We start from the raw sequence: 23,143 nt of genomic DNA, 5'->3' as shown, positions 1-23,143 counted from the left end.
CATGCCGCACCGCTGGCTGGCCACTGAAACACCCCATGAAAAAGCCGCTTTTGTCACCGACTTTGCCGCACTGCCTTTTCCCGCCAACAACCTCGATCTGGTGGTGCTGCCGCACGCCCTGGAGCTCACCGCAGACCCGCATACCGCCTTGAATGAAGTGGCCCGGGTGCTGGTGCCCGAGGGGCGGGTGGTGATTTGCGGTTTTAACCCCTTGAGCCTGTGGGGCTTTCGCCAGCAACGCGCGCATCTTTACCGGCGTCTGGGCGTGAATCGGCTGTTTTTACCCCAGGCGGGTGAATTCATTGCTTACCGGCGCTGCCGCGACTGGTTGCGCCTGCTGAGCTTTGAGATTGAGGCGGAGCATTTTGGCTGTTACCGGCCGGCTTTTTCCAGCGCGCCCTGGTTGCAGCGTGTTGCCTGGATGGACCCGGTCGGTGCGCGCTGGTGGCCATTTTTGGGCGCGGTGTATTGTTTGGTGGCGGTCAAGCGGGTGCGTGGCATGACATTGCTCAACCCGGTCTGGAAGCCGGCACGGATTTTGGCCAATGCACCGGTGTCGATCGCCAACAGTTCTGGCGCCAGCTAATCCGAATACTATTTAACCCATGAAGGATGAGGTCAAGCTTTTGAATCCGATTGACATATACACCGATGGTGCCTGCAAAGGCAATCCGGGGCCGGGTGGCTGGGGTGCGCTGCTGAAATCTGCCGATGCCAAAAAAGAACTGTTTGGTGGCGAAATGGGGACCACCAACAACCGCATGGAAATGATGGCGGTGATCGAGGCGCTGTCCGCCTTGAAGCGTCCCTGCCGGGTCACGCTGCACGTGGACAGCCAGTACGTGCTCAAGGGCATGACCGAATGGCTGCCAGGCTGGAAGGCGCGCGGCTGGAAAACGGCAGCCAAGGCGCCAGTCAAGAATGTGGATTTGTGGCAGCGCCTGGATGCGCTGGTCAACGACGGTACCCACCAGATCGCGTGGCGCTGGGTGCGTGGTCACAATGGCGACCCCGGTAACGAGCGCGCTGATGAATTGGCCAATCAGGGGGTGGAGATGGCGCTGCGCCAGCGTTGACCATGCGCCAACCCGCAGCAAGTGAAGTTTGGGTAAAAGGCTGCCCTTTATCCTGCAGGTTGCGCTGTCTGCCGCTACATTACGCCAGGTACATGTTTCAGTGGCTTTGACTTGAAAAATCTTTATGGCTTTTAAATTTTCTTTCGCCGCAGTGGCCGTGGTGGGTATCGCTTTGGCTGGTGCTGCGGCCTGGTGGTTGCAATCGCGCCCGCTGGCACCGATCGCCATCACGGGCGCCGGCAGCAGCGAGGTCAAGCCGTCTGGCACTGGTTCGGGCGCATCACGGGTTGTCGGGGTGGAGGTCGCCAAGGTGGCGGTGCAGGCGTTGCGAGACGATGCCCAGGCCGTGGGCAGCTTGCGTGCCCGGCACAGCGTGATGCTGCGCCCCGAATTGGTGGGGCGTATCACCGCGCTCAACTTCAATGATGGCGGCCCGGTGCGCAAGGGGCAAATCCTGGTGCAGTTTGACGACCAGTTGCAGCAAGCCGAACTGCTGCAAATGCAGGCCCAGTTGGCCATTGCCCAGGCCAGTTTCAAACGCACCCAGGAGCTGGTCGCCGCCAATTTCATGGCGCAGCAAACGCTCGACACCAGCGCCGCCAATGTGCAGGTGGCACAGGCCCAGCTGGCCCTGGCGCAGGCACGACTGAACCGTTTGTCGGTGCGCGCGCCGTTTGACGGCACGGCCGGCATCCGCCTGGTGAATGTGGGTGATTATGTGAAAGACGGTGCCGATCTGGTGGCACTGGAAGACACGCGCCAGATGTTGGTTGACTTTCGCTTGCCCGAGCGCGTGGGTAGCAAAGTCAGGCCGGGTCAGACGGTCGAAATGACGCTGGATGCCTTGCCCGGAAGCAACTTCACGGCGCAGGTGGAGGCCATTGACCCGCTGTTGGATGCCAACGGGCGCTCGGTGGGTGTGCGTGCGGTGTTGCTCAACAGCGGCAAGGCGGGTCAGCCGCAGGCTTTGCGCTCGGGCATGTTTGCCCGGGTCACCACCGTGTTTTCCGTCAATGCGTCGGCCTTGGTCGTGCCAGAAGAAGCCATCGTGCCCCAGGGGAACAAGCAGTTTGTCATCAGGCTGGTCGCGCCGCCGGAGGGTATCGCCATGCCACCTGACAGCAAGTTTGTCTCGCAACGGCAGGAGGTGACGCTGGGTGTGCGTCGCCAGGGCAAGGTGGAAATCGTGCAAGGTCTGGGCCTGGGCGACACCGTGGTGGTGGCAGGCCAGCAGCGGCTGCAAAAAGACGGCTCACCGGTGCGCGTGGTGGAATTAAATCCTGAAGGTAGAGGGGGCGTGGGCAAGGCCGATGCTGCCAAGTCTGCAGGGCCTGCAGCGGCAGCATCGGCCCCTGCGCTGACGGCCAGCCGCTAAGCCGGGAGCCTCTGATGCAACTGGCTGAAACCTCGATCCGCCGCCCGGTCTTTGCCACCGTGCTGTCACTGCTGATCGTGCTGATTGGCGCGGTCTCGTTCAATGCCCTGACGGTGCGCGAATACCCCAAGATTGACGAGCCGGTGGTGTCTGTCACCACCACCTTTGCCGGCGCCTCCAGCGAGGTGATGGAAACCCAGGTGACCAAAGTGCTGGAAGACTCGCTCTCCGGCATCGAGGGTGTGGACGTCATCACTTCCAACAGCCGCCAGGAACGCAGCCAGATCTCGGTGCGTTTTGCCTTGAGCCGCGATGCCGATGCGGCCGCCGCCGACGTGCGCGACAAGGTGACCCGGGTGCGGCAACGCCTGCCGCAAGGCATTGACGAGCCGGTCATTGCCAAGGTCGAGGCCGAGTCGTTTCCCGTGATCTTCCTGGCGCTCAGTTCCGACACCCACAATGCACTGCAGCTGTCAGAGATGGCCAACACGCTGGTCAAGCCGGTGCTGCAAACCGCCCCCGGCGCGGCTGAAGTGAACGTCTATGGCGAACGCAAATTCTCGATGCGCATCTGGGTCGATCCCGACAAGCTGGCGGCCTACAAGCTCACCGTGCAAGACCTCGAAGACGCCCTGCGCCGTGCCAATCTGGAAGTGCCTGCCGGGCGCATAGAAAGCCAGCAACGCGAGTTCAATGTGACCGCCGCCACCGACCTGCAGCGGCCACAGGAATTTGCCCAGGTGGTGATTCGCACGGTCAATGGCCAGCCGATTCGCATTGGCGACGTTGCCCGCGTGCAGGAGGCGCCGGTCGATGAGCGCTCCTTTGTGCGTCTGAACGGCCGCGATGCCGTGGGCGTGGGTGTGGTCAAGCAAAGCACCGCCAACCCGCTTGATTTGTCCAAAGGCGTGCAGGGATTGCTCGCCAAACTGCGCCGCGACTTGCCGCCCGGCGTGCAAATCGAGGTGGCCAACGACAACTCGGTGTTCATCGACCAGTCCATCAAGGCGGTGTTCACCACCATTGTCGAAGCCGCGGTGCTGGTGGCGCTGGTGATCTTTGTCTTTTTGCGCACGCTGCGCGCCTCATTGATCCCGCTCATCACCATTCCGGTGTCGCTGATTGGCACTTTTGCCATGATGGCACTGGCGGGCTTCAGCATCAACACGCTCACGCTGCTGGCGCTGGTGCTGGCCATTGGCCTGGTGGTGGACGATGCCATCGTGATGCTGGAGAACATTTATCGCCACATCGAAGAGGGCATGGCACCATTTCAGGCCGCCATCAAGGGCGCGCGCGAGGTCGGTTTTGCCATTGTGGCCATGACCATGACGCTGGTGGCGGTGTATGCGCCGCTGGCTTTTTCTCCGGGCCGCACCGGGCGCCTGTTCACCGAATTTGCGCTGGCACTCGCCGGTGCGGTGGTGATTTCGGGCATCGTCGCGCTCACCTTGTCGCCGATGTTGTCGTCGCTGCTGCTCAGGCACAACCCGCACCCGACCTGGTTTGACTCGCACATGGAAAACCTGCTGGTATGGGTTACCCGTAGCTACGCCAGGCTGCTGGGCTGGTCGCTGAAACGACGCTATCTGGTACTGGTCGTGATGGTGGCCAGTGGGGTTGTGACCTGGTGGACATTGGGTGACATCAAACGCGAGCTCGCACCACTGGAAGACCGGGGTGTGGTACTGGCGCGTGTCAACGCACCGGATGGCGCCACCCTGGCTTACACCGACCGCTACGTTCGCGGTGTGGAACGTATTGCCGAAGATTACCCGGAGTTTGACCGTATTTTTGCCACGGTGGGCAACCCGACCGTATCGCAAGCCAATGTTTTTTTCAGGGCCAAGCCATGGGATGAGCGCCAACGCACCACGCAGGAAATGGCGCGCGCCATGACGCCGCGCGTGTCCAGCCTGTCAGGCGTGACGGCCACACCGATCACGCCGCCATCGCTGGGGCAGGGCTTCAGCAGCCGACCGATCGAGTTTGTCATCATCACCTCCGAGAGCTACCAGAACCTGGCGCAAACCGTGCGTGCGTTTCAGGACGAATTGGCCAAAAATCCGGGTTTTGTCCAGGTCGACACCGACTTGCGCCTGAACAAGCCCGAAATCAAGCTGGAAGTGGACCGCGAGCGTGCCGCCGACATGGGTGTGGGGGTGGATCTGATTGCGCGCGCCATCGAGACGCTGCTGGGCGGACGCAAGGTCACACGTTACAAACGCGGCGGCGAGCAATACGACGTGATCGTGCAGACCACGCCGACGGGACGGGACACGCCCGACGACATTGAAAAAATATTTGTCCGCGGCAAAGGCGCCGAGCTGGTGCCGTTGTCCGCGCTGGTGACCATCCGCGAGGTGGTGGTGCCGCGCGAGCTGATCCACTTCGGCCAGCGCCGCTCGGCCACCATCACGTCCAATTTGTTGGCCACCTATTCGGTGGGCGAGGCCTTGCAGTTCATGGATGCCACCGCGCAAAAGGTGCTCCAGCCCGGTTATGCCACCGACCTGAACGGCATCAGCCGGGAGTTCAAAAAATCGTCGGAATCGCTGACGCTGGTGTTTGCGCTGGCGCTGTTGTTCATCTTTCTGGTGCTGGCGGCACAGTTCGAGAGTTTTGTCGATCCGTTTGTGATTCTGTTCAGCGTGCCGCTGTCGATGGCCGGGGCCTTGCTGGCGCTCAAATGGTCGGGCGGCACGCTCAATGTGTTCAGCCAGATCGGCCTGATCACGCTGGTGGGACTGATCACCAAGCACGGCATTTTGATCGTTGAATTTGCCAATAAATTGCGTGAGCAGGGCTTGGACACGCTGGCCGCCATCCAGCAATCGGCGACGCAGCGCCTGCGCCCGATCATGATGACCACCGGCGCCATGGTGCTGGGTGCGGTGCCGCTGGCCATTGCCACCGGCGCCGGTGCCGAGAGCCGGCACCAGATTGGCTGGGTGATTGTGGGCGGCATGAGTCTGGGCACCTTGCTCACGGTGTTTGTGGTGCCCACCATGTACACCCTGCTGGCGCGCAAAAAAGTGCCTGGCCCCAAAAAAGAGCTGGCGCTGAAGCCAGCCGCAACGCACGGTTAGAACGCCTCACGTCCTTGCTGCGTTGTGTATGGCAGCGAACAGACATGGCTGCACGGGCCGCCTATAACGTTATTTGGTCAAAGCGATCCCGCTTTGGTTAAATCGTTACAGGAGATCCATGATGAAGAAAATCACCAGAGCCGGGCTCGCCGTGTTGTCTGTCGCAGCCCTCGTGCTCACGGTGGGCTGCAGCAGTTTAAAGACCCCCGCGACAGCCGATGTGGCAGTTTCCAAGGCCGCCGTTGCCAACGCTGCGGGTGCCGGTGGCGCCCAGTATGCACCGCTTGAAATGACGACAGCCCGAGAAAAACTGACACTGGCGAACCAGGCCATGGTCGCCAAAGATTACAAACTGGCCATCGAACTCGCCAACCAGGCGCAAGCCGATGCCAAGCTGGCGCAGAACAAAGCCAGCTCGGTCAAGGCGCAGGCTGCCGCCGATGTCCTGCAAGACGACATTCGCGTGCTGCGCGAAGAGCTCGACCGCCCCCGCTAATCCATCACCAACCAACAGGACTCATCATGAACAAAGCCCATTTGGCCCCGATATTTCTGGCAGTTGCCGCTCTTGTAGCCGGCTGCAGCTCGACGCCTAAAACCACCTCGCTGCTGGAGCAGGCACGATCCGACTATGCGGTCGCGCAAGGCAACCCCAGCATTGCCACCCATGCGCCGCTTGAAATGAAAGAGGCCAGCTCGGCCATGGCACAGGCCAATGTGGCGGCCAATGAGCGCGACGGCGACGACAAGATCAACAACCTGGCGTACCTGGCGAAGCAAAAAATTGCGCTCACGCAGGAAGTGAGCAAACGCAAGGTGGCCGAGGCCGAGATCGCCAATGCCGGCAAAGAGCGCGACCAGATACGCCTTGATTCGCGCACCAAAGAAGCCGATGCCGCCAAACTCAGCGCCCAACAAGCCACGCTGGCAGCCCAACTGGCACAAAGCAGCGCTGCCCAGTCTCAACGTGAAGCCCAGCTGGCTCAGGCCGATGCCGCCAATGCCCAGCGCCAGACGCAGGAGGCACAGGCCCGCGCGGCACAGCTCGAAGCCCAGTTGGCCGACCTGGCCGCCAAAAAAACAGCGCGCGGCATGGTCATTACCCTGGGCGACGTGTTGTTTGGCACCGACCTGTCACGCCTGACAGCCGACGGCATGCGCAGCGCCCAGAAGCTGGCCGATGTGTTGCAGCAAAACCCGCAGCGCAGGGTGATGGTTGAGGGTTTTGCCGACAGTACCGGTGCCGCTGACTACAACCAGGGACTCTCCGAGCGTCGCGCCACGGCGGTACGCAGCGCTTTGCTGGACATGGGGGTCGCCCGTGATCGTATTGAGGTGCGTGGTTATGGCGAGTCATTTCCCGTGGCCGCCAATGACAGCGCCGGCAATCGCCAGCTGAACCGCCGTGTCGAGATCGTTCTGTCAGACGACAGCGGCAAAGTCATTGCGCGTTAACCCCCCCCATTTTTCAACTCAAGGAGTCATGACATGACCACCAAAAACGTTTACATCGAAGCCATGAAGGCGCAACTTGATGAACTCAATGTCAACATGAACAAGCTTGACGCCAGGGCAACAGAAGCCAAGGCCGATGCGCGCGATGCTTATCTGGAAGAAATGCGCAAACTGCGCCACCAGTCCAAGCTGGCGGGCGCCAAGCTCGACGAGCTCAAAGCGGCCACTGAAGACACCTGGGACAACATGGTGAAAGAGGCGGACAAAGTGCGCGCAGCCTTTGTGCATTCTTTCAGTTACTTCAAATCCCAGGTTTAAGCGTCTTTCGTGAGCCAAACAGGTTGGCATAGACCCAGGTAAATTCGGCCCCGATCAGAAAAATCTGGGCCGAGTAATACACCCATAGCAACACCACCACCAACGAGCCGGCGGCACCAAAGCCCGACACGATGCCGCTGCGGCCAATGTAGAAGCCGATCAGGGCCTTGCCCAGGCTGAACAGCAGGGCGGTAAAGAGCGCCCCGGTCCAGACATCGCGCCATAACACCTGGGCGCGTGGCATCACTTTGTAAATCAGCGCAAACATGGCTGTGACCAGCACAAATCCGGCGGCCGCGTTACTGGCGCTGGCAATGCTGATCCAACCACCAAAAAGCGGACTCCACAAACGTTCCATGGTGGCCAGCGCCGCACTCAAAACCAGCGATACCATCAATAAAAAGCCGATCACCAGGATCATGCCAAAAGACAGCAGTCGGGCGCGAATCAAATGGAGCCAGCCACGCACCGGCGCTGCGGCGGGCACGCGCCAGATGCGATCGAGTGCGCTTTGCAGTTCACCAAACACTGTGGTGGCACCGATCAGCAACAGCAACACGCCCAGCAGCGTGGCCAGGCTGCTCTCCGACGGTTCGCCGACACTGGCCAGCAAGGCTTGCACCGCGCTGGCACCGGGCTCACCCATCAGGGTGCGCAGCTGCGACTCAATTTCTCCGCGCGCGGCGTCTTCGCCAAACACCAGGCCTGCCACGCTGATCACAATGAGCAGCAGCGGGGCCAGCGAAAAGAGCGTGTAGTAGGCCAGTGCCGCGCCCATGCTCGGCACGTCGTCATCAAGCCACGAATTGAATACTTTTTTGAGCAGGGCCCAGTACAGTGGCAGGTCAAGTGGCATGGTCAACGCACTCGGCGTTCAGTACACTGTTTGCTGGCGCAGCACTTCAGCGCGCTTCATCGCCAGATAGTCTGAGCGATCAATTTCATGCAACTGGCGCGGGTAACGCTCTACCGCGCTGAACCAGGCTTGCAGCCGTTGTTCAAACTGTGCTGCGGGTGGCTCGCGTTGCGAAGCCAAAAAACTGTCGATCGCCAGGTAATAACGCATGGTATTGCGTTCGACCACGCCGCGCACGCCCGCCACATAGCCGGTTTGACCGTCTGCGCTTTGGCCAGCCCTGGTAAAGCCCACCTTGCCCGCGCCCAGGGTGGCAAGATAAGTCTGCATGGCCAGGCGGCCCGCGAAGCCCACACCATAGGCATAAGTCAGATGCAAAAACGTCCTGTTGCCCGGCAGTTCAACCGCCTCCAGAAGAATGCGGTAGTTGCTGGTGCCCAGCGGCCCGTCTTTGGCGGTGAGCTTGATCGCAAAATAAGTCGGGCTAGATGCGGTTTCGCGGTAACGAAAATCAACTCTTGTGGTGTCTGCAATCGCCTGGGGTGTTTTTTTACCAATGTTCACGCGCAAGGTGGTGCTTTGCGGGCCAGCCACGGCATGGCAGTATTTGGTGTTGACGTGCAAAATCATGACTTCGCACCAGTGCTCCGGTGACCGCATGCCCGTGCTGACAGTCGCAAACGGGTAAGGCACCACGGCGTAGATGTCACCCGTCAAGCCCTTGGCGGTCTCTGATGACTGAAGAACCAGGGGTTGTCCAAACGGGTTGTTTTGGAGTTGCTGTTCCAGGCGCGTGGCGTCCCCACGCAGTGCAGTGGCAAGCTCGGCATCTGTGGCGGCCCAGGCGTTGCAGCCGCCCCAGGCAAACACAATCGCTGCCAGCCATTGCAAACTGACAGACCAACAGCGCCGATGGTGATCGGGGTTGTCATTCAAAAAGCCTTGATTCATGGCTTGCGTATGAGCATACCGTCGATGACCTGTACAGTGTCAGCCATCTTGAAACCAGGGTCAGTGGCATAGGTGACTGTTTGCAACGTACCACTTTGCATGCGCACCACCACTTCAAAGTGTTTGCTGGGGTGAGATTTTCCTTCCAGCGCCCGGCCTGCGTAAGCGTCAGCCAGGATGCCTGGGTGGCCATCTGCTCCTTTGGCCTCAACCAGATGCACCGATGCGACTACACCGCAATCGGTGCATACCTGGCTTTCAGCTTGCCTGGCTGGCGCAGCTAGCTGAATTTGGGCCACTGTTCGAACGGGCACCAGGATGAGGGGCAGCAACACCGATGCGGTCAAGGCCAGTGCAAGAAGTTTTTGATGAAGCTTCATGCTGGACGTCAAGAGGGCGTGTCGTGTGGGATCAATACGCTGGTTGCCAAGCCGGGTTTTTATTTGGTCACTTCGTGGCCAATGACACCACCCACGGCGGCACCGGCAGCGGTGCCCAGCAGGCCACCACCGACGACGTTGCCAGCCACGCCGCCAATCACCGCACCAGTGGCAGTGCCTTTTTCCTGACGCGTCATACCGGCGCAGCCAGCCAGGCCCAAGGCGGTCAATAACAGGACGGCAGCAGAAATACGTTGAGTAAAGTTCATGAGGGTTCTCCTAGTCAGTTAACGATCAAATCGTGCAACGCAGAGCATGCTGGCACGGACATGAATGCATTGTTGACTGCCCATGAGGGCAGGTCTGTGCGTTTGCGTACACAAACCGGAGAGCGTTTCTGTGCTCGAATCAAGGGCCTATGTGTGCCATCACACAGACGCTGCACAGGCCGGTCAATAGGCTCGCAGCATACCAATTAATTGCTATGGCAGGCGAAGATGGCGATTTGGACGACAGATGCGTGTATAACGGACAACTGGTGCGCATGGCACCGCGTGCTGCACGCGCCATCCACCCATTTCGCGCCTTGTCAGGCCTGCATTACGAGTACCGATCCTTGAAAATCATCCCCAAGACATTGACCAGGCTAGCTGGCCCATTGCTGCTGCTAGCCGTTGGCATTGCGTTCATGATCTGGTCGTATCTGTCCACCGAGGCCGGTATGGATTCCGGCGTGAACCGTTTTCCGCTCATCTTTTCTGTCTTGGTCGTGTTGGTTGCGCTGCTGGCCGTGGTATTTGCTTATTTGGCCTATCAAAAATCGCAGCAACATGTCAAAGACCAGCGTCATCTGAATATGCTGCATTTGCTGGAGGCTCAGGAAACCAGCAACAGGCTGCTGGCGCAGGCCAACCAGCGCTTGCAAGAGGGCGAGCAAAAACTTTCGGTCATGCTCAACTCGATTGGCGATGCCGTGATTGCCACTGACGCTGCTGCGTGCGTGACCTTGCTTAACCCGATCGCTGAAGCGCTGACCGGCTGGACTCAGGCGCAGGCGCTTGGACAACCGATCGAAGAGGTATTTCACATTGTCAACAAAGAAACCCGTGCGCTGGCCAAAATCCCGGTGGCAGACGTTTTGGCAAATGGCACCAAGCAGGGCCTGGCCAATCACACGGTGCTGATTGCCCGCGATGCGCGCGAATTTGACATCGCTGACAGTTGCGCCCCGATTCGGGCCGCTGATGGCCAGGTGGTGGGTGCGGTGCTGGTGTTTCGCAATGTTTCCGATGAATACGCTGTGCAACAGGACTTGCGCGACAGTGCGGCACTGGTGCAGACCATTCTCAACACGGTGGTGGATGGCCTGGTGACCATTCACGCGCAAGGCGGGATCATCGAGACCGTGAATCCGGCCATTGAACTCATGTTTGGTTACAGCGCTGCCGATCTCGGTGGCAAACCCCTGAGCTTGCTGATTCCTGAGCTGGATAAGGATCAGCACAATGGGTCGCTGGCGTACTACGGCGTCAGCGACGAGGCACGTGCCATTGGTATGGGGCGTGAAGTGATTGGCCGGCGCAAAAACGGCAGCGCTTTTCCGCTGGAAATTGCCGTGAGCGAAATGACGCTGCGTGGCCAGCGTTACTTCACCGGCATTTTGCGCGACATCAGCACGCGCAAGGCGGCCGAAGAAGCACTGCTCAAGGCCGGTGCCCTGCAAAGAGCGATTTTTGACAGCGCCAACTTTTCCAGCATCGCCACCGACGCCAAGGGTGTGATCCAGATTTTCAATGTCGGTGCCGAGCGCATGCTGGGCTACGCCGCCGCCGAGGTGATGAACAAGATCACACCGGCCGACATTTCCGACCCGCAGGAGGTTATTGCGCGGGCCAAATCCTTGAGCGTCGAGCTGGAGACCAGCATCAGCCCCGGTTTTGAGGCGCTGGTGTTCAAGGCCTCGCGCGGCATCGAAGACATTTACGAACTCACCTACATCCGCAAAGACGGCAGCCGCTTCCCCGCTGTGGTGTCCGTCACCGCATTGCGCGACGACCAGGACAGCATCATTGGCTACCTGCTGATCGGCACCGACAACACGGCGCGCAAGCAGGTCGAGGCCGAGCGGGCCCGGCTCGACCTGGTGCTGCAAAACAAGAATGTCGAACTGGAGCGCGCCCGCCGGGTGGCCGACCATGCCAACCAGGCCAAGTCGGACTTTCTCTCCAGCATGAGCCACGAACTGCGCTCCCCGCTCAACGCCATCCTGGGCTTTGCCCAGTTGCTGGAGTCAGGCTCGCCCCCACCGTCGCCAACACAGGCCGGCAGCATTGGGCAGATTTTGACGGCCGGGTGGTACCTGCTGAAGCTGATCAACGAAATCCTGGATCTGGCCCTGATTGAATCCGGCCGTTTGTCACTGTCGCTGGAGCCCACCTCGCTGCATGATGTGTTGCAGGATTGCCAGGCCATGATTGCGCTGAAAGCCCAGCAAAAGGGTATTCGCATCAAGTTCCCAACGGGTGACGATGACTGTTTTGTCATCGCCGACCGTACCCGGCTCAAGCAGGTGTTGGTGAATTTGCTCTCGAACGCCATCAAATACAACCGCCCTGACGGCACCGCCGAAGTGAGCTACAGGCTGCATTCTGCCGGGCGCCTGCGGATCAGTGTGCGCGACAGCGGCGAAGGGCTTTCGCCCCTGAAAATTGCGCAATTGTTCCAGCCCTTCAACCGTCTCGGGCAGGAGGCAGGCGCCGAGGAGGGCACCGGCATTGGTCTGGTGGTGAGCCGCCAGCTGGTGGAACTGATGGGCGGCGAAATTGGCGTGACCAGCACCGTGGGGGTCGGTAGTGTGTTCTGGTTTGAACTCAACGCAACCTTGGCTCCCCAACTGGTACTGGATGAACTGCCACTCGAAGTCACACCCGTCAGCGTGGCGTCGCCCGGAGCGCCCTTGCGCACGCTGCTCTATGTGGAAGACAACCAGGCCAACATGGCGCTGGTAGAGCAGCTCATTGCGCGCCGTCCGGATATGCGCTTGCTTGGGGCGCAAGATGCCATGCGCGGCATTGCCATGGCGCGCGCACACCAGCCTGACCTGATTTTGATGGACATCAACCTGCCCGGCATCAGTGGCATGCAGGCGCTCGCCATTTTGCAGGAAGACGCCGCCACCCAGCACATTCCGGTGCTGGCGCTGAGCGCCAACGCCATGTCGCGTGACATTGAAAAAGGCCTGGCGGCGGGTTTTTTTCGTTACCTCACCAAACCTATTCTGGTGCAGGAGTTCATGGCTGCGCTCGATGAAGGGCTGGCCTTGGCCGACGCTCATGTGCCATAGCCTCGCTTGCCACGCAGAAAACCGGCACTACACTGCCAGCTATTGATCTACCAGGCCGTCGGGTCTGACACTGGAGAATCTTATGGCCACGCGCCCAAAAATCAAAGCCAAAGAGGCTGTCACTCGCGACAGCGTGGCGCAGCCTGGTCCCCAGCTATTTCCCATCATCGGCATCGGAGCTTCGGCGGGTGGCCTGGCGGCCATTGAGGCGTTTTTCTCGGGCATGCCCAGTGATGTCGATCCCGGCATGGCCTTTGTGCTGGTGCAGCACCTTGACCCCGACCACAAAAGCCTGCTCACTGAATTGATCCAGCGGCGCACCCGAATGCAGGTATTTGAAGTGGTCGATGGCGTGGCGGTGCAGGCTAACTGCGTGTACATCATTCCACCCAATCGGGACATGGCTTTTCTCAATGGAACGCTGCAGTTGCTGGAGCCCGTCGCGCCGCGCGGGCACCGCTTGCCGATCGACTTTTTGTTCGCGTCCCTGGCTTCTGACCAGCAGGAGCGCGCCATTGGTGTCGTGCTCTCGGGCACCGGCAGCGACGGCACCCAGGGGGTGCGCGAGATCAAGGGTGAAGGCGGCATGGTGATGGTGCAAAGCCCGGCCTCCGCTGAATTTGACGGTATGCCGCAAAGCGCGCTGGCCACCGGCCTGGTGGACTTTGAGCTGCCACCGGCCGAAATGGCGGCGCAACTCATGGCTTACGTCGCGCATGCCTTTGGCCGACCGCCGCACCCCGCCAGCGCACCGTTACCAATGAGTGGCAATGTCCTGAAAAAAATATTTGTCTTGCTGCGCGCCCAGACCGGGCACGACTTTTCGCAATACAAGCCCAGCACCATTCATCGTCGCATTGAGCGCCGCATGGCAGTGCACCAGATTGAGTCAATGGTCAGCTATGCCAAGTACCTGCAGCAAACCCCGCTGGAAGTTCAAGCCTTGTTCAATGATCTGCTGATTGGTGTCACCAATTTTTTCCGCGACCCCGAGGCCTTTGCTGCGCTGGAGGAAAAGGTCATTCCCAAGCTGTTTGAGGGCAAAGCGGTGAGCAGCGCGGTGCGTGTCTGGTGCACCGGTTGTTCCACCGGCGAAGAAGCTTATTCGATTGCCATCCTGCTGCAGGAACGGCTTGAATGGCTCAAGACCAGCTACAAGGTACAGGTGTTTGCGACCGACATCGACAGTCGCGCCATAGCCGTGGCCCGCGCGGGCGTATACCCGGCCAGCATTGCCGATCATGTGACGCCTGAACGCCTGGCAAGATTTTTTACGCTGGTGCCTGACGGCAGCGCCTACCGGGTACACAAAGGCATTCGCGATCTGCTGGTGTTCTCGGAGCAAGACGTGATCAAGGACCCGCCATTTTCAAAGCTCGACCTGATCAGTTGCCGCAACCTCCTGATTTACCTGAGCGCAGAGTTGCAAAAAAAGTTGATCTCGCTGTTCCACTATGCCCTGCAGCCTGGCGGCAGGCTGTTTTTAGGCTCCTCGGAGTCCGCCGGAGAGCAGGGTGATCTGTTTGCCGTATTGGAGCGCAAGGCCAAGATTTACCAGCGCAAGGAAGATTTTCAGGGTGCCCAGCGCGCTGCCCTGGGCCGGTTTTTGCCGCCGTTGATGGACAAAAACATGACGCAGTTGCCAAGCACCGACAAAACGTCAAACCTTGCCAAGCTCTCCCTGCGTGAGCTCACCGAACAAACCCTGTTGCAGCAACTGACGCTGGTCGCTGCGCTGGTCAACAGCCAGGGCGACATTCTTTACCTGCATGGACGCGCCGGCATGTACCTGGAACCTACACCGGGTGAGGCCAGTATCAATAACATGCTGAAAATGGCGCGTGAAGGATTGCGGCGCGACCTCACGGTGAGCTTGCACAAAGCCGCCGCCAGCCGCGATACCGTGCGCGCCGCGGGGGTGCGCGTCAAGACCAACGGTCACTTCACGCTGGTGAATTTGAGCGTTTGCCCGGTGCTGGGAGGACCGGCGGCGGCGCTGGAGTCGCCCTTGTTCCTGGTGCTGCTGGAGCAGGCGCCGGAGAATCTGGCCACCATCGCGGCGCCGCCGTCGGTCCTGCCTGCCAGCAGCACAGCCAGTGGCAGCGACAAGCTGCGACTGGATGCCAGCGCCCAGATTGCGGAACTCCATGACGAGCTGCTAGCCAAGGAAGAGTACCTGCGCGCCATCAACGAAGAGCTGGAAACGACCAATGAGGAGCTTAAATCAAGCAACGAAGAAATGCAGTCGGTCAATGAAGAGCTGCAAAGCACCAACGAGGAACTGGAAACGTCCAAAGAAGAAATGCAGTCGATCAACGAGGAGTTGAGCACCGTCAACACCGAACTGCAAACCAAGGTGGGTGATTTGTCACGCGTCAACAACGACATGAACAACCTGCTGGCAGGCACCGGTATTGCGACGGTTTTTGTTGACCACAGCCTGCGCATCCTGCGCTTTACCCCGGCGGCCAGCCAGATCATCAACCTGATTCTGAGCGACGTGGGCCGCCCGGTGGCGCATATTGTGAGCAACCTGGTGGGCTACACCAGCCTGGTGGCGGACGTGCAGGCGGTGCTCAAAACCCTGATTCCGAAAGAGGCCGAGGTGCAAACGGCTGACGGCAAGAGCTACACCCTGCGCATCCTGCCCTATCGCACGCTGGACAACGTGATCGAGGGTGCGGTGGTGACCTTTGTCGATGTGACCGAGGTCCGGCGGACGCGTGAGGCGCTGCAAAAAGTCAATGCGCTGTTGCGTCTGGCCGTGGTGGTGCATGATGCGCACGACGCCATTACCGTGCAGGCGCTGGACGGCCGCATCATTGCCTGGAATCCGGGCGCCGAACAGTTGTATGGCTGGTCCGAAACCGAGGCCTTGCGGCTCCATGTGAGCGACCGTATCCCCAAAGCGCTGCAAGCCATCGCCCTGAACCAGGTGCGCCAACTCAGCCAGGGGCAGACGCTGGCCCCGGTTCAGACCCAGCGTCTGACCAAGGATGGCCGCAGTCTCAAGGTGTCACTGACCGCCACCGCCTTGCTTGATGGCGCCGGCAAGGTGGACGCCATCGCCACGACCGAACGGGCCAGCGATGTCGAGACGGTGGCTGACGGAGCGCCACAGCCATGAGCCACGACGCGCTCACGACCGAGCAGTTGATGCACGACCTGCAGGTGCACCAGATTGAGCTGCAATTGCAAAATGAGGAATTGCGACGGGCGCAATTGGCGCTCGAGTTGTCGCATGCGCGCTATTTCGACCTGTATGACCTGGCCCCGGTGGGTTACCTCACGGTGGCGGCGGATGGCCTGATTGTGCAAGCCAATCTGAGTGCTGCCACGCTGCTGGGTATCGCCCGCAGTACGCTGGTCAAGCGGCCCTTGAGCCGTTTCATTGTCAAGGCGCATCAAGACAGCTACTACCAATGCCGTCGGCAATTGCTGGAAACCGGGCAAGCCCAAAGCTGCGAACTGCAGGTGTTGCAAAACGATGGCGTCATGCTGTGGGTCAGGTTCATTGTGAGTGCGGTGCAGGACGGTTCTGATGCGCCCGCCTTGCGTGTGATCATGACCGACATCTCTGAACGCAAGCGTCTAGACGAGGCTTTGCGCGAGACCAATACAAACCTGGAGCTGGCCAAGCAGCAGGCCGACCGGGCCAACCTGGCCAAATCGGAATTTTTGTCGAGCATGAGCCACGAACTGCGCTCGCCCTTGAATGCCATTCTGGGCTTTGCCCAGCTCATGGAATCGGGCACGCCGCCGCCGACACCGAACCAGCAGGCCAGCCTGGACCAGATTCTCAAAGGCGGCTGGTATTTGCTGGCGCTGATCAACGACATTCTGGACCTGGCTTCGATCGAGTCGGGCCATGCGGCGCTGTCCATGGAAGCCGTGGCTTTGGGCGCCGTGCTGCAGGATTGCCAGACCCTGATCGAGCCCTTGACGACAGACCGCGCTGTCCGCATCAGTTTCCCGAAATTACCCGTCACTTGCAGCGTCCAGGCCGACCCGACGCGGCTCAAGCAGGTGATCATCAATCTGCTGTCCAATGCCATCAAGTACAACCAGAACGGTGGTTCGGTCGCGGTGACTTGTGACAGCCCCGCAGCCGGACGCCTGCGCATCAATGTGCGCGATTCGGGGCCGGGCTTGTCGAAGCAAAAGCTCGCCCAGTTGTTCCAGCCCTTCAACCGGCTGGGGCAGGAAGCTGGCAGCACCAAAGGCACCGGTATCGGCCTGGTGGTGAGTCAGCGGCTGATCCAGTCCATGGGCGGCGAGATGGGGGTGCAGAGCAGGGAAGGTGAGGGCAGCGTGTTCTGGTTTGAGTTGCAGCTTGCCGAAGCTGAACCGGTCAGTACAGCGCGAGCGACGCTGTCCACGCCAGCGCCAACACCGCAGCACAGTCCAATACAGCGCACGGTGCTTTACGTAGAAGACAACCCGGACAACATCGCCTTGATGGCCCAACTGCTGGCGGCGCGCCCGGATCTGCGCCTGCTTGGCGCGCCAGATGCCATGCGCGGCATGACCATGGCGCGCAGCCTGGCACCTGACGTGGTGGTCATGGACATCAACCTGCCAGACATCAGCGGCCTTGAAGTCCTCCAGTTGCTGCAGGCTGACCCGGCCACCCGGCACATTCCGGTGCTGGCGCTGAGCGCCAATGCCATGCCGCGTGACGTTGAAAGGGGTTTGTCCGCCGGCTTTTACCGCTATATCACCAAGCCGATCAAGGTCAACGAATTTCTGTCGGCGCTCGATGAGGGGCTTGCCATGGGGGTGCAAGCGCCATGAAAAACTTTCCCATTGTTTGTGTCGGCGGCTCCGCCGGCGGGCTGGATGCCTACACCCGGCTGTTGAAAAACATGCCCGCTGACATGGGTGTGGCGATTGTGATCGTCAACCACATCACCCTGTTTCCGACCTATTTGCACGAGGTGTTGCCTCGCTTTACGCACATGCCGGTGGAACTGATCACCGAGAACCTGATCATCGAGCCCAACCATGTGTTCATCATCCCGGCCAATCGTGATTTGCATGTGGACGGCGAAGCTTTTCAACTGAGGCCGATCTCCAAGCCGCGCGGCTGGCCTGACGTGATCACCGTTTTTCTGAAATCCCTCACGGCCTGCTGGGACGGCCAACTGATTGCTGTGATTGTCTCTGGTTATGACGGCGACGGCGCTGCCGCGCTGTGCGGCATCAAGGAAATTGGCGGTGTCACCATCGCGCAAAAACCCGACACGGCGGGTCAGCCCGCCATGCCCGAGAGCGCCATCGACACCGGCTGCATTGATTTTGTGCTGTCACCTGAAGACATTGCCAGGCAGATTGTGCGCATTGCACGCAGTGTGCGCTAAGGTTTCGAATATTATTTCGCCTCGTCAACCATCTGCAGCATTTTTCCCTCAACCTCTGCGGCAACCTGCAGCAGCGTGGCATCCTGTGACAAGGCCATCAGCATGGGGACAGGCCGGATCAGGCCGATCCTGGTGTGACCTTCTTCCGTAAACACCGAGATGCGACACGGCAAGGCCATGTTCAGTCGCATATCGACGGATAGAACTTTGGCCGCCTGCGCTGGATTGCAGACCTCGAACACCTTGCATTCCTCTTCAAATGCAATGCCTTTGCTGCGCAGCGTGGCGCCCAGGTCATGAATATGCAGCACGCCGAAACCGTGGCGCAACACGGCGGCCTCAAGGTCGGTGCTGGCCTGGATAAAGGTCTTGTTGCTTGGAGCGATGTAATACATGAAAGTACCTCTTTCTGGTGTGAATGGCCGGTCTTTGTGACAGACTGACAGCCTGACTTGACTGATGGGTCATTTTGAGCTTTCCAGTAACGATGGTCTGTGCGATTCATGACACATAGAGTCAAAATGTGAAGGGTCCCCAGGGCTTATCCGGACCGCCCCGCCACGCTGCCGGTTATGCTGCAAAATAGGCCCACACAGCAAGTGGGTTTATGGCATAAACATTGATTTATATCAAGTTTGCCAAAATAAAATAAAAAAAAAGAAAACGAAGGGTCGACCACCATGCCGGAAATAAAAACCGCCAACATCCTTGTCGTGGATGACGAGGCGCGCAACGTCAAATTACTCGAGTCCTTGCTGCATGCCGAGGGGTATGCCACCGTCGCGGCCCGCAATGGCCAAGATGCGCTGGCCCTCGCCGTAGCGCAGCCGCCCGACCTGATCCTGCTCGACCTGCTGATGCCGGAGATGGATGGTTACGAGGCCACCAAGCGGCTCAAGGCCGATGCCCGCACCCGGCAAATACCCATCATTGTGGTGACCTCACTGGACGACCGGGCGACCAGGCAGCTCGCCCTGGAAGCGGGTGCTGAAGAGTTTCTGTCCAAACCGTTTGACCGCGCCGAACTCAACGTGCGGGTGCGCAACTTGCTTCGGCTCAAGGAGTATGGCGACTTTCTGGTCAACCACAACCGCCTGCTCGAAGAGCAGGTGCAGCAGCGCACCGCCGAGCTTTATGCTGCCAGTCGCGACACCATCTTCACCTTGGTGCGCGCGGCTGAACACAAGGACGAGGAAACCGGCCACCATGTGCGCCGCATCAGCCATTACTGCCGGGCACTGGCCCGGGCGCTGCACATGCCGACCGACTATCAGGAGACCATTTTCCTGGCCAGCCCGATGCACGATGTGGGCAAGATCGGCATTCCGGACCATATCCTGTTCAAGCCCGGCCCGCTGAGCGCGTCCGAGTGGGACATCATGCGCAGCCACAGCGCGCTGGGCGCCGCCATTCTGGCCGGCACCAGCTCGCCCTACACCCGCATGGGCCATGACATCGCCCTCAACCACCATGAACACTGGGACGGCAGCGGCTATCCGAACGGCCTCAAGGGCGAAGCCATCCCGCTGGCCGCGCGCCTGATGCAAATCTGTGACGTGTACGACGCGCTGCGCAGTCGGCGGCCCTACAAGCCCCCGTTTGACCATGCGCGCGCCTGCCAGATCATCTCGCAGGGCGACGGCCGGGTCCAGCCCGGCCATTTCGATCCGCAAGTGCTGGCCTGTTTCGAGCGGGAGGCGGACCATTTCGCCGCCATTTATGACCAGCATGCCGATACCTGAGCGCACCCGCCCGGGTGCCAGCAGACAATGCCAAAGGAACTTGTGATGAAACAGTTTTCCCTGCAAGCCCGGTTGATTGGGGGGGTTTTGGGCAGCCTGCTGGTGTTGCTGCTGGTCGGTGCGTTGATGTACCGCACCGTTGATGACTACCGTAACAACCTGGACTGGGTCAATCACACCCATGAGGTGATTGAAACGCTCAACGGCGTGACCAACGGCCTGCAGACCATTGTGTCGGGCCAGCGCATCTACCTGCTTACCGGCAACGAGCTCTTCCTGGCAGATCGGGCCAATCTGGAGGCCGACGTGCAGCGGCGTCTGGGCCTCCTCAAGCAACTCACCGCCTACAACCCAAGCCAGGCGGCGACCCTGGAACGGCTTGGCCGCCTGGTCAAACGGACCCTGCTGCTGATCGATCAAAATCAGCGAATCTTTCGCACGCAAGGCCTGGAGGCTGTGCGTGCTTATGTGAGTTCCGGCGCCTCGGCGCAGGTGGTCGAAGAGAGCACGCAGTTGGTTGACGACATGATTGCCTCCGAGCGCAAGCTGCTGGCCGAGCGCTCCGACAAAGTCGAGCGCAGCGCGCAGCGCGCCCTGGGCATTGGCGCGTTGCTGGCGGCGCTGGCCGTGGCCATCATGCTGCTGCTGACCTGGCGCACCCGCCGCGAAATGCAGCGCCGGCTTGCCGAAGAGGCCAGCCGGCGTGCCAATGAACGGCAAACCAAGCAGATTCTGGAGCTGTTGCCGGTGGGGGTGCTGGTGGCCGATGCCAGTGGCCAGGTCAACCAGATCAACCCGGCCGCGCAACGCATCTGGAGCGGTGAGCACCACGTGGGCCTGCAGGACTATGGGGACTATGTGGGCTGGTGGCCCGACAGCGGCAAGCGCCTGGCAGCCCAGGACTGGGCGCTGGCGCGCACCCTGCGCAGCGGTGAAACCATTCGTGATGAGCTGGTGGACATTGGCTGTTTTGACGGCACGCGCAAAACCATCACCAACCACACCATGCCACTGCGCGACGAGACCGGGCGTCTCACCGGCGCCGTCTCCGTCAATGTGGATGTCACGGCCTTCAAGCAAACCGAGCGCCAGTTGCGCGCCGCCGCCCTGTATGACGACACCCAGGGCAAAGCGCTGGCACTGTTTTCAAGCAGCTTTGAGCGCGCCCGGGTGTTCGACGGGCTGCTGGCCCTGCTGGCCGCGCAGCATCCGTTTCCGGTCTCGGCCTTGTACGCTTTTGACGAATGGCGCGGCCGTTTTCAATGCGAAGCCGCACACGCGCTGGGTGCGGAGGTGCCACGTGCCTTCGCCTTGGGCGAGGGCCTGCTCGGGCAAGCTGCCCAAAGTGGCCAACTGACAGTGCTCGACAGCGCCCAACTGACGCTGCAAACCGGCGTGGCCGACTTTGTGCCGGCCCAGGTGCTGATGCTGCCGGTGCAACACCTGGGGCAATGCCTGGCCGTGCTGGTGCTGGCGGCCAGCCAGCCGCTGCAGGACGCCGACCGGGCCTTCCTGCAGCGGCTGGCCGCCCAGTTGGGGGTGGCACTGCACAACCTGCGCCAGTTTGACGACCTCAAGCTGATGGCCCAACAGTTGCGCGCCAGCAGCGAAGAAATCGAGATCAAAAATCAGCGCCTGCAGGAAAGCAGCCGCATGAAGTCCGAGTTTCTGGCCAACATGTCGCATGAGCTGCGCACCCCGCTCAACGCCATCATCGGTTTCTCTGAAGTGCTCAAGGATGGTTTGAGCGGTGAACTCAACGCCGATCAAAAGGAATTTGTCAAGGACATTTTCGACAGCGGCAACCACCTGCTGGCGCTCATCAACGACATCCTGGATTTGTCCAAAGTGGAGGCCGGCAAGATGACGCTGGAGCTCGAAGCGCTGGAAGTCGAGCCGCTGGTGCAGGCCAGCCTGCTGGTGGTCAAGGAAAAAGCCATGGCACACCGCCTGAAGCTGAGCGCCGAGGTGGCGCCCGGTCTGGGCGAGATATTGGCCGACGAGCGCAAGCTCAAGCAGATCATTTACAACCTGCTCTCCAACGCCGTCAAGTTCACCCCCAACGGTGGCAGCGTGCGCCTCACGGCACGCCGCGTCGCGCGCGCCGCCGTGTCGGGTGACGGCTTGGCGAGCGACCTGGAGCTGGCCGTCAGTGACACCGGCATTGGCATCAGCGCCGCCGACCAGAGCCGCCTGTTCCAGCCGTTCATGCAAATTGACAGCAGCCTGGCGCGCCGCCACGAAGGCACCGGGCTGGGGCTGGCCATGGTCAAGCGCCTGACCGAACTGCACGGCGGCACGGTAACCCTGCACAGCACCCCGGGCCAGGGGTGCACCTTCACCGTTCTGCTGCCCTGGCGCGAGCAAACAGACCAAGTCGCACCAGCCAGTACCAGCCCGGCGCCCGCCGGTGTAACGTTGAGGCCGGCCGCACCCGCCGGTGCTGCCATTGCGCCCCTGGTGCTGGTGATTGAGGACGACGACAAAGCCGCCGAACTGCTGCGCCTGCAGTTGGAGGGCGCGGGCTTTCGCATCGTGCGTGCCGTCAGCGCCGAGGCGGCGCTGGAACTGGCCAGGCAGGAACGCCCGGACCTCATCACCCTCGATATCTTGTTGCCGGGCATGGATGGCTGGGAGTTTCTGGAGCGTTTCAAGCAGCAGCCACTGTTCTCAAACGTGCCGGTGGTGATGGTCTCGATCGTGGCCGACAGCAACCGCGGCTTGTCGCTGGGCGCCTCCCAGGTGCTGCAAAAGCCGGTGCGCCGCGAAGACATGATGCACGCGCTCGACGCCATCGGCTTTGCCACCCCGGGCGCGGCGCAGCGCACCGTGCTGGTGGTGGACGACGACCCCAAAGCGGTTCAATTGCTGGGCACCCAGCTGGATGCCGCGGGCTACCGCGTGCTGTCGGCCTTTGGTGGCAAGGAAGGCATCGAGACGGCACGCAAACAGCTGCCGGATTTGATTGTGCTGGACTTGATGATGCCCGAGGTCAACGGCTTTGAAGTGGTGGAGGCCCTCAAGGACGAAGCGAGCACGGCCAGCATTCCGGTTGTCGTTGTCACGGCCAAGCAGATCACGCATGAAGATCGCGTGCGTCTCAACGGCAATGTGCTCAAGGTGCTGGAAAAATCCGAATTCAACCATGGCCGTTTTATCAGCGAAGTGCGCCGCGCCATGAGCAGCGGGAGGTCCTGA

18 protein-coding genes and 1 pseudogene are annotated in these 23,143 nt (G+C 60.6%); 14 read left to right on the top strand and 5 right to left on the bottom strand.

Annotated features, from left to right (window positions below; translation table 11 throughout):
• The 7 genes from NDI87_RS02125 to NDI87_RS02095 form a co-directional block, all read left to right on the top strand.
• Window positions 1-586: methyltransferase domain-containing protein (locus NDI87_RS02125; RefSeq protein WP_296273148.1), on the top strand; the 586-nt coding region annotated here is incomplete at its 5' end.
• A gap of 40 nt (window positions 587-626) precedes the next feature.
• On the top strand, window positions 627-1,076 hold the full coding sequence (gene rnhA / locus NDI87_RS02120; RefSeq protein ID WP_296273147.1) for a ribonuclease HI: 450 nt from the start codon (window positions 627-629) through the stop codon (window positions 1,074-1,076).
• Between the two features lie 124 nt (window positions 1,077-1,200).
• The gene (locus tag NDI87_RS02115; RefSeq protein ID WP_296273146.1) at window positions 1,201-2,451 is read left to right on the top strand and encodes an efflux RND transporter periplasmic adaptor subunit; all 1,251 of its coding nucleotides are present in this window, start codon (window positions 1,201-1,203) and stop codon (window positions 2,449-2,451) included.
• Between the two features lie 14 nt (window positions 2,452-2,465).
• The gene (locus NDI87_RS02110) at window positions 2,466-5,540 is read left to right on the top strand and encodes an efflux RND transporter permease subunit (protein WP_296273145.1); all 3,075 of its coding nucleotides are present in this window, start codon (window positions 2,466-2,468) and stop codon (window positions 5,538-5,540) included.
• 121 nt (window positions 5,541-5,661) lie between these two features.
• Window positions 5,662-6,036 carry a DUF4398 domain-containing protein gene (locus NDI87_RS02105; protein ID WP_296273144.1) on the top strand — a complete coding sequence of 125 codons (375 nt, stop codon included), beginning with the start codon at window positions 5,662-5,664 and terminating at the stop codon, window positions 6,034-6,036.
• A 26-nt stretch (window positions 6,037-6,062) separates the two neighbouring features.
• A complete protein-coding gene (locus tag NDI87_RS02100) occupies window positions 6,063-6,995 on the top strand; it encodes an OmpA family protein (protein ID WP_296273143.1) in 933 nt (310 codons plus the stop codon).
• A 33-nt stretch (window positions 6,996-7,028) separates the two neighbouring features.
• The gene (locus NDI87_RS02095) at window positions 7,029-7,313 is read left to right on the top strand and encodes a hypothetical protein (RefSeq protein ID WP_296273142.1); all 285 of its coding nucleotides are present in this window, start codon (window positions 7,029-7,031) and stop codon (window positions 7,311-7,313) included.
• Here the strand turns inward: NDI87_RS02095 and NDI87_RS02090 are convergent.
• Genes NDI87_RS02090 through NDI87_RS02075 form a run of 4 tightly spaced genes read right to left on the bottom strand, consistent with a single transcriptional unit; the run spans window position 7,297 to window position 9,769 of the window.
• Entirely contained in the window at window positions 7,297-8,169 is an 873-nt protein-coding gene (locus NDI87_RS02090) for a YihY/virulence factor BrkB family protein (RefSeq protein WP_296273141.1), read from the bottom strand. The two genes, NDI87_RS02095 and NDI87_RS02090, sit on opposite strands and share 17 nt — an antisense overlap.
• Window positions 8,170-8,187: 18 nt before the next feature.
• The gene (locus NDI87_RS02085; protein WP_296273140.1) at window positions 8,188-9,120 is read right to left on the bottom strand and encodes a hypothetical protein; all 933 of its coding nucleotides are present in this window, start codon (window positions 9,118-9,120) and stop codon (window positions 8,188-8,190) included.
• Window positions 9,117-9,500 carry a hypothetical protein gene (locus NDI87_RS02080; RefSeq protein WP_296273139.1) on the bottom strand — a complete coding sequence of 128 codons (384 nt, stop codon included), beginning with the start codon at window positions 9,498-9,500 and terminating at the stop codon, window positions 9,117-9,119. The genes NDI87_RS02085 and NDI87_RS02080 overlap by 4 nt, the downstream gene beginning before the upstream one ends.
• A gap of 59 nt (window positions 9,501-9,559) precedes the next feature.
• A complete protein-coding gene (locus NDI87_RS02075; protein ID WP_296273138.1) occupies window positions 9,560-9,769 on the bottom strand; it encodes a glycine zipper 2TM domain-containing protein in 210 nt (69 codons plus the stop codon).
• Window positions 9,770-9,918: 149 nt separating this feature from the next.
• On the opposite strand from NDI87_RS02075, the pseudogene NDI87_RS17470 reads away from it, so the two are divergent.
• The 5 genes and pseudogenes from NDI87_RS17470 to NDI87_RS02050 all read left to right on the top strand — a co-directional run.
• A pseudogene (locus tag NDI87_RS17470) lies at window positions 9,919-10,803 on the top strand (PAS domain-containing protein); the annotation flags it as partial.
• Window positions 10,801-12,843, top strand: a complete 2,043-nt coding sequence (locus NDI87_RS02065) for a PAS domain S-box protein (protein ID WP_296273151.1) — start codon at window positions 10,801-10,803, stop codon at window positions 12,841-12,843. The pseudogene NDI87_RS17470 and the gene NDI87_RS02065, both read left to right, overlap by 3 nt.
• Window positions 12,844-12,925: 82 nt before the next feature.
• Window positions 12,926-15,970: a chemotaxis protein CheB gene (locus NDI87_RS02060; RefSeq protein WP_296273137.1), complete on the top strand. Its 3,045-nt coding sequence runs from the start codon at window positions 12,926-12,928 to the stop codon at window positions 15,968-15,970.
• Window positions 15,967-17,637, top strand: coding sequence for a PAS domain-containing sensor histidine kinase (locus NDI87_RS02055; RefSeq protein WP_296273136.1), 1,671 nt, complete (start codon window positions 15,967-15,969; stop codon window positions 17,635-17,637). The genes NDI87_RS02060 and NDI87_RS02055 overlap by 4 nt, the downstream gene beginning before the upstream one ends.
• On the top strand, window positions 17,634-18,203 hold the full coding sequence (locus tag NDI87_RS02050) for a chemotaxis protein CheB (protein WP_296273135.1): 570 nt from the start codon (window positions 17,634-17,636) through the stop codon (window positions 18,201-18,203). Before NDI87_RS02055 ends, NDI87_RS02050 begins: the two co-directional genes overlap by 4 nt.
• An 11-nt stretch (window positions 18,204-18,214) precedes the next feature.
• On the opposite strand, the gene NDI87_RS02045 is transcribed toward NDI87_RS02050, so the two are convergent.
• Window positions 18,215-18,598 (bottom strand): DUF302 domain-containing protein, encoded by a 384-nt coding sequence (locus NDI87_RS02045; RefSeq protein ID WP_296273134.1) that lies wholly within the window; start codon window positions 18,596-18,598, stop codon window positions 18,215-18,217.
• 285 nt (window positions 18,599-18,883) lie between these two features.
• On the opposite strand from NDI87_RS02045, the gene NDI87_RS02040 reads away from it, so the two are divergent.
• Together NDI87_RS02040 and NDI87_RS02035 are read left to right on the top strand one after the other, a co-directional pair.
• Entirely contained in the window at window positions 18,884-19,945 is a 1,062-nt protein-coding gene (locus tag NDI87_RS02040) for an HD domain-containing phosphohydrolase (RefSeq protein WP_296273133.1), read from the top strand.
• Window positions 19,946-19,990: 45 nt separating this feature from the next.
• The gene (locus NDI87_RS02035; protein WP_296273132.1) at window positions 19,991-23,143 is read left to right on the top strand and encodes a response regulator; all 3,153 of its coding nucleotides are present in this window, start codon (window positions 19,991-19,993) and stop codon (window positions 23,141-23,143) included.

The sequence above is a fragment of the Rhodoferax sp. genome (genome assembly GCF_023701345.1).
Taxonomy (GTDB): domain Bacteria; phylum Pseudomonadota; class Gammaproteobacteria; order Burkholderiales; family Burkholderiaceae_C; genus Rhodoferax.
This window is presented reverse-complemented; position numbering and strand designations above follow the sequence as displayed.

Excerpts from the sequence above, each read along its gene's own strand:
- NDI87_RS02115 (WP_296273146.1), top strand. The coding sequence starts at position 1,201 with ATGGCTTTTAAATTTTCTTTCGCCGCAGTGGCCGTGGTGGGTATCGCT.
- NDI87_RS02110 (WP_296273145.1), top strand. The coding sequence starts at position 2,466 with ATGCAACTGGCTGAAACCTCGATCCGCCGCCCGGTCTTTGCCACCGTG.
- NDI87_RS02105 (WP_296273144.1), top strand. The coding sequence starts at position 5,662 with ATGAAGAAAATCACCAGAGCCGGGCTCGCCGTGTTGTCTGTCGCAGCC.
- NDI87_RS02100 (WP_296273143.1), top strand. The coding sequence starts at position 6,063 with ATGAACAAAGCCCATTTGGCCCCGATATTTCTGGCAGTTGCCGCTCTT.
- NDI87_RS02095 (WP_296273142.1), top strand. The coding sequence starts at position 7,029 with ATGACCACCAAAAACGTTTACATCGAAGCCATGAAGGCGCAACTTGAT.
- NDI87_RS02090 (WP_296273141.1), bottom strand. The coding sequence starts at position 8,169 with ATGCCACTTGACCTGCCACTGTACTGGGCCCTGCTCAAAAAAGTATTC.
- NDI87_RS02085 (WP_296273140.1), bottom strand. The coding sequence starts at position 9,120 with ATGAATCAAGGCTTTTTGAATGACAACCCCGATCACCATCGGCGCTGT.
- NDI87_RS02080 (WP_296273139.1), bottom strand. The coding sequence starts at position 9,500 with ATGAAGCTTCATCAAAAACTTCTTGCACTGGCCTTGACCGCATCGGTG.
- NDI87_RS02075 (WP_296273138.1), bottom strand. The coding sequence starts at position 9,769 with ATGAACTTTACTCAACGTATTTCTGCTGCCGTCCTGTTATTGACCGCC.
- NDI87_RS02060 (WP_296273137.1), top strand. The coding sequence starts at position 12,926 with ATGGCCACGCGCCCAAAAATCAAAGCCAAAGAGGCTGTCACTCGCGAC.
- NDI87_RS02055 (WP_296273136.1), top strand. The coding sequence starts at position 15,967 with ATGAGCCACGACGCGCTCACGACCGAGCAGTTGATGCACGACCTGCAG.
- NDI87_RS02050 (WP_296273135.1), top strand. The coding sequence starts at position 17,634 with ATGAAAAACTTTCCCATTGTTTGTGTCGGCGGCTCCGCCGGCGGGCTG.
- NDI87_RS02045 (WP_296273134.1), bottom strand. The coding sequence starts at position 18,598 with ATGTATTACATCGCTCCAAGCAACAAGACCTTTATCCAGGCCAGCACC.
- NDI87_RS02040 (WP_296273133.1), top strand. The coding sequence starts at position 18,884 with ATGCCGGAAATAAAAACCGCCAACATCCTTGTCGTGGATGACGAGGCG.
- NDI87_RS02035 (WP_296273132.1), top strand. The coding sequence starts at position 19,991 with ATGAAACAGTTTTCCCTGCAAGCCCGGTTGATTGGGGGGGTTTTGGGC.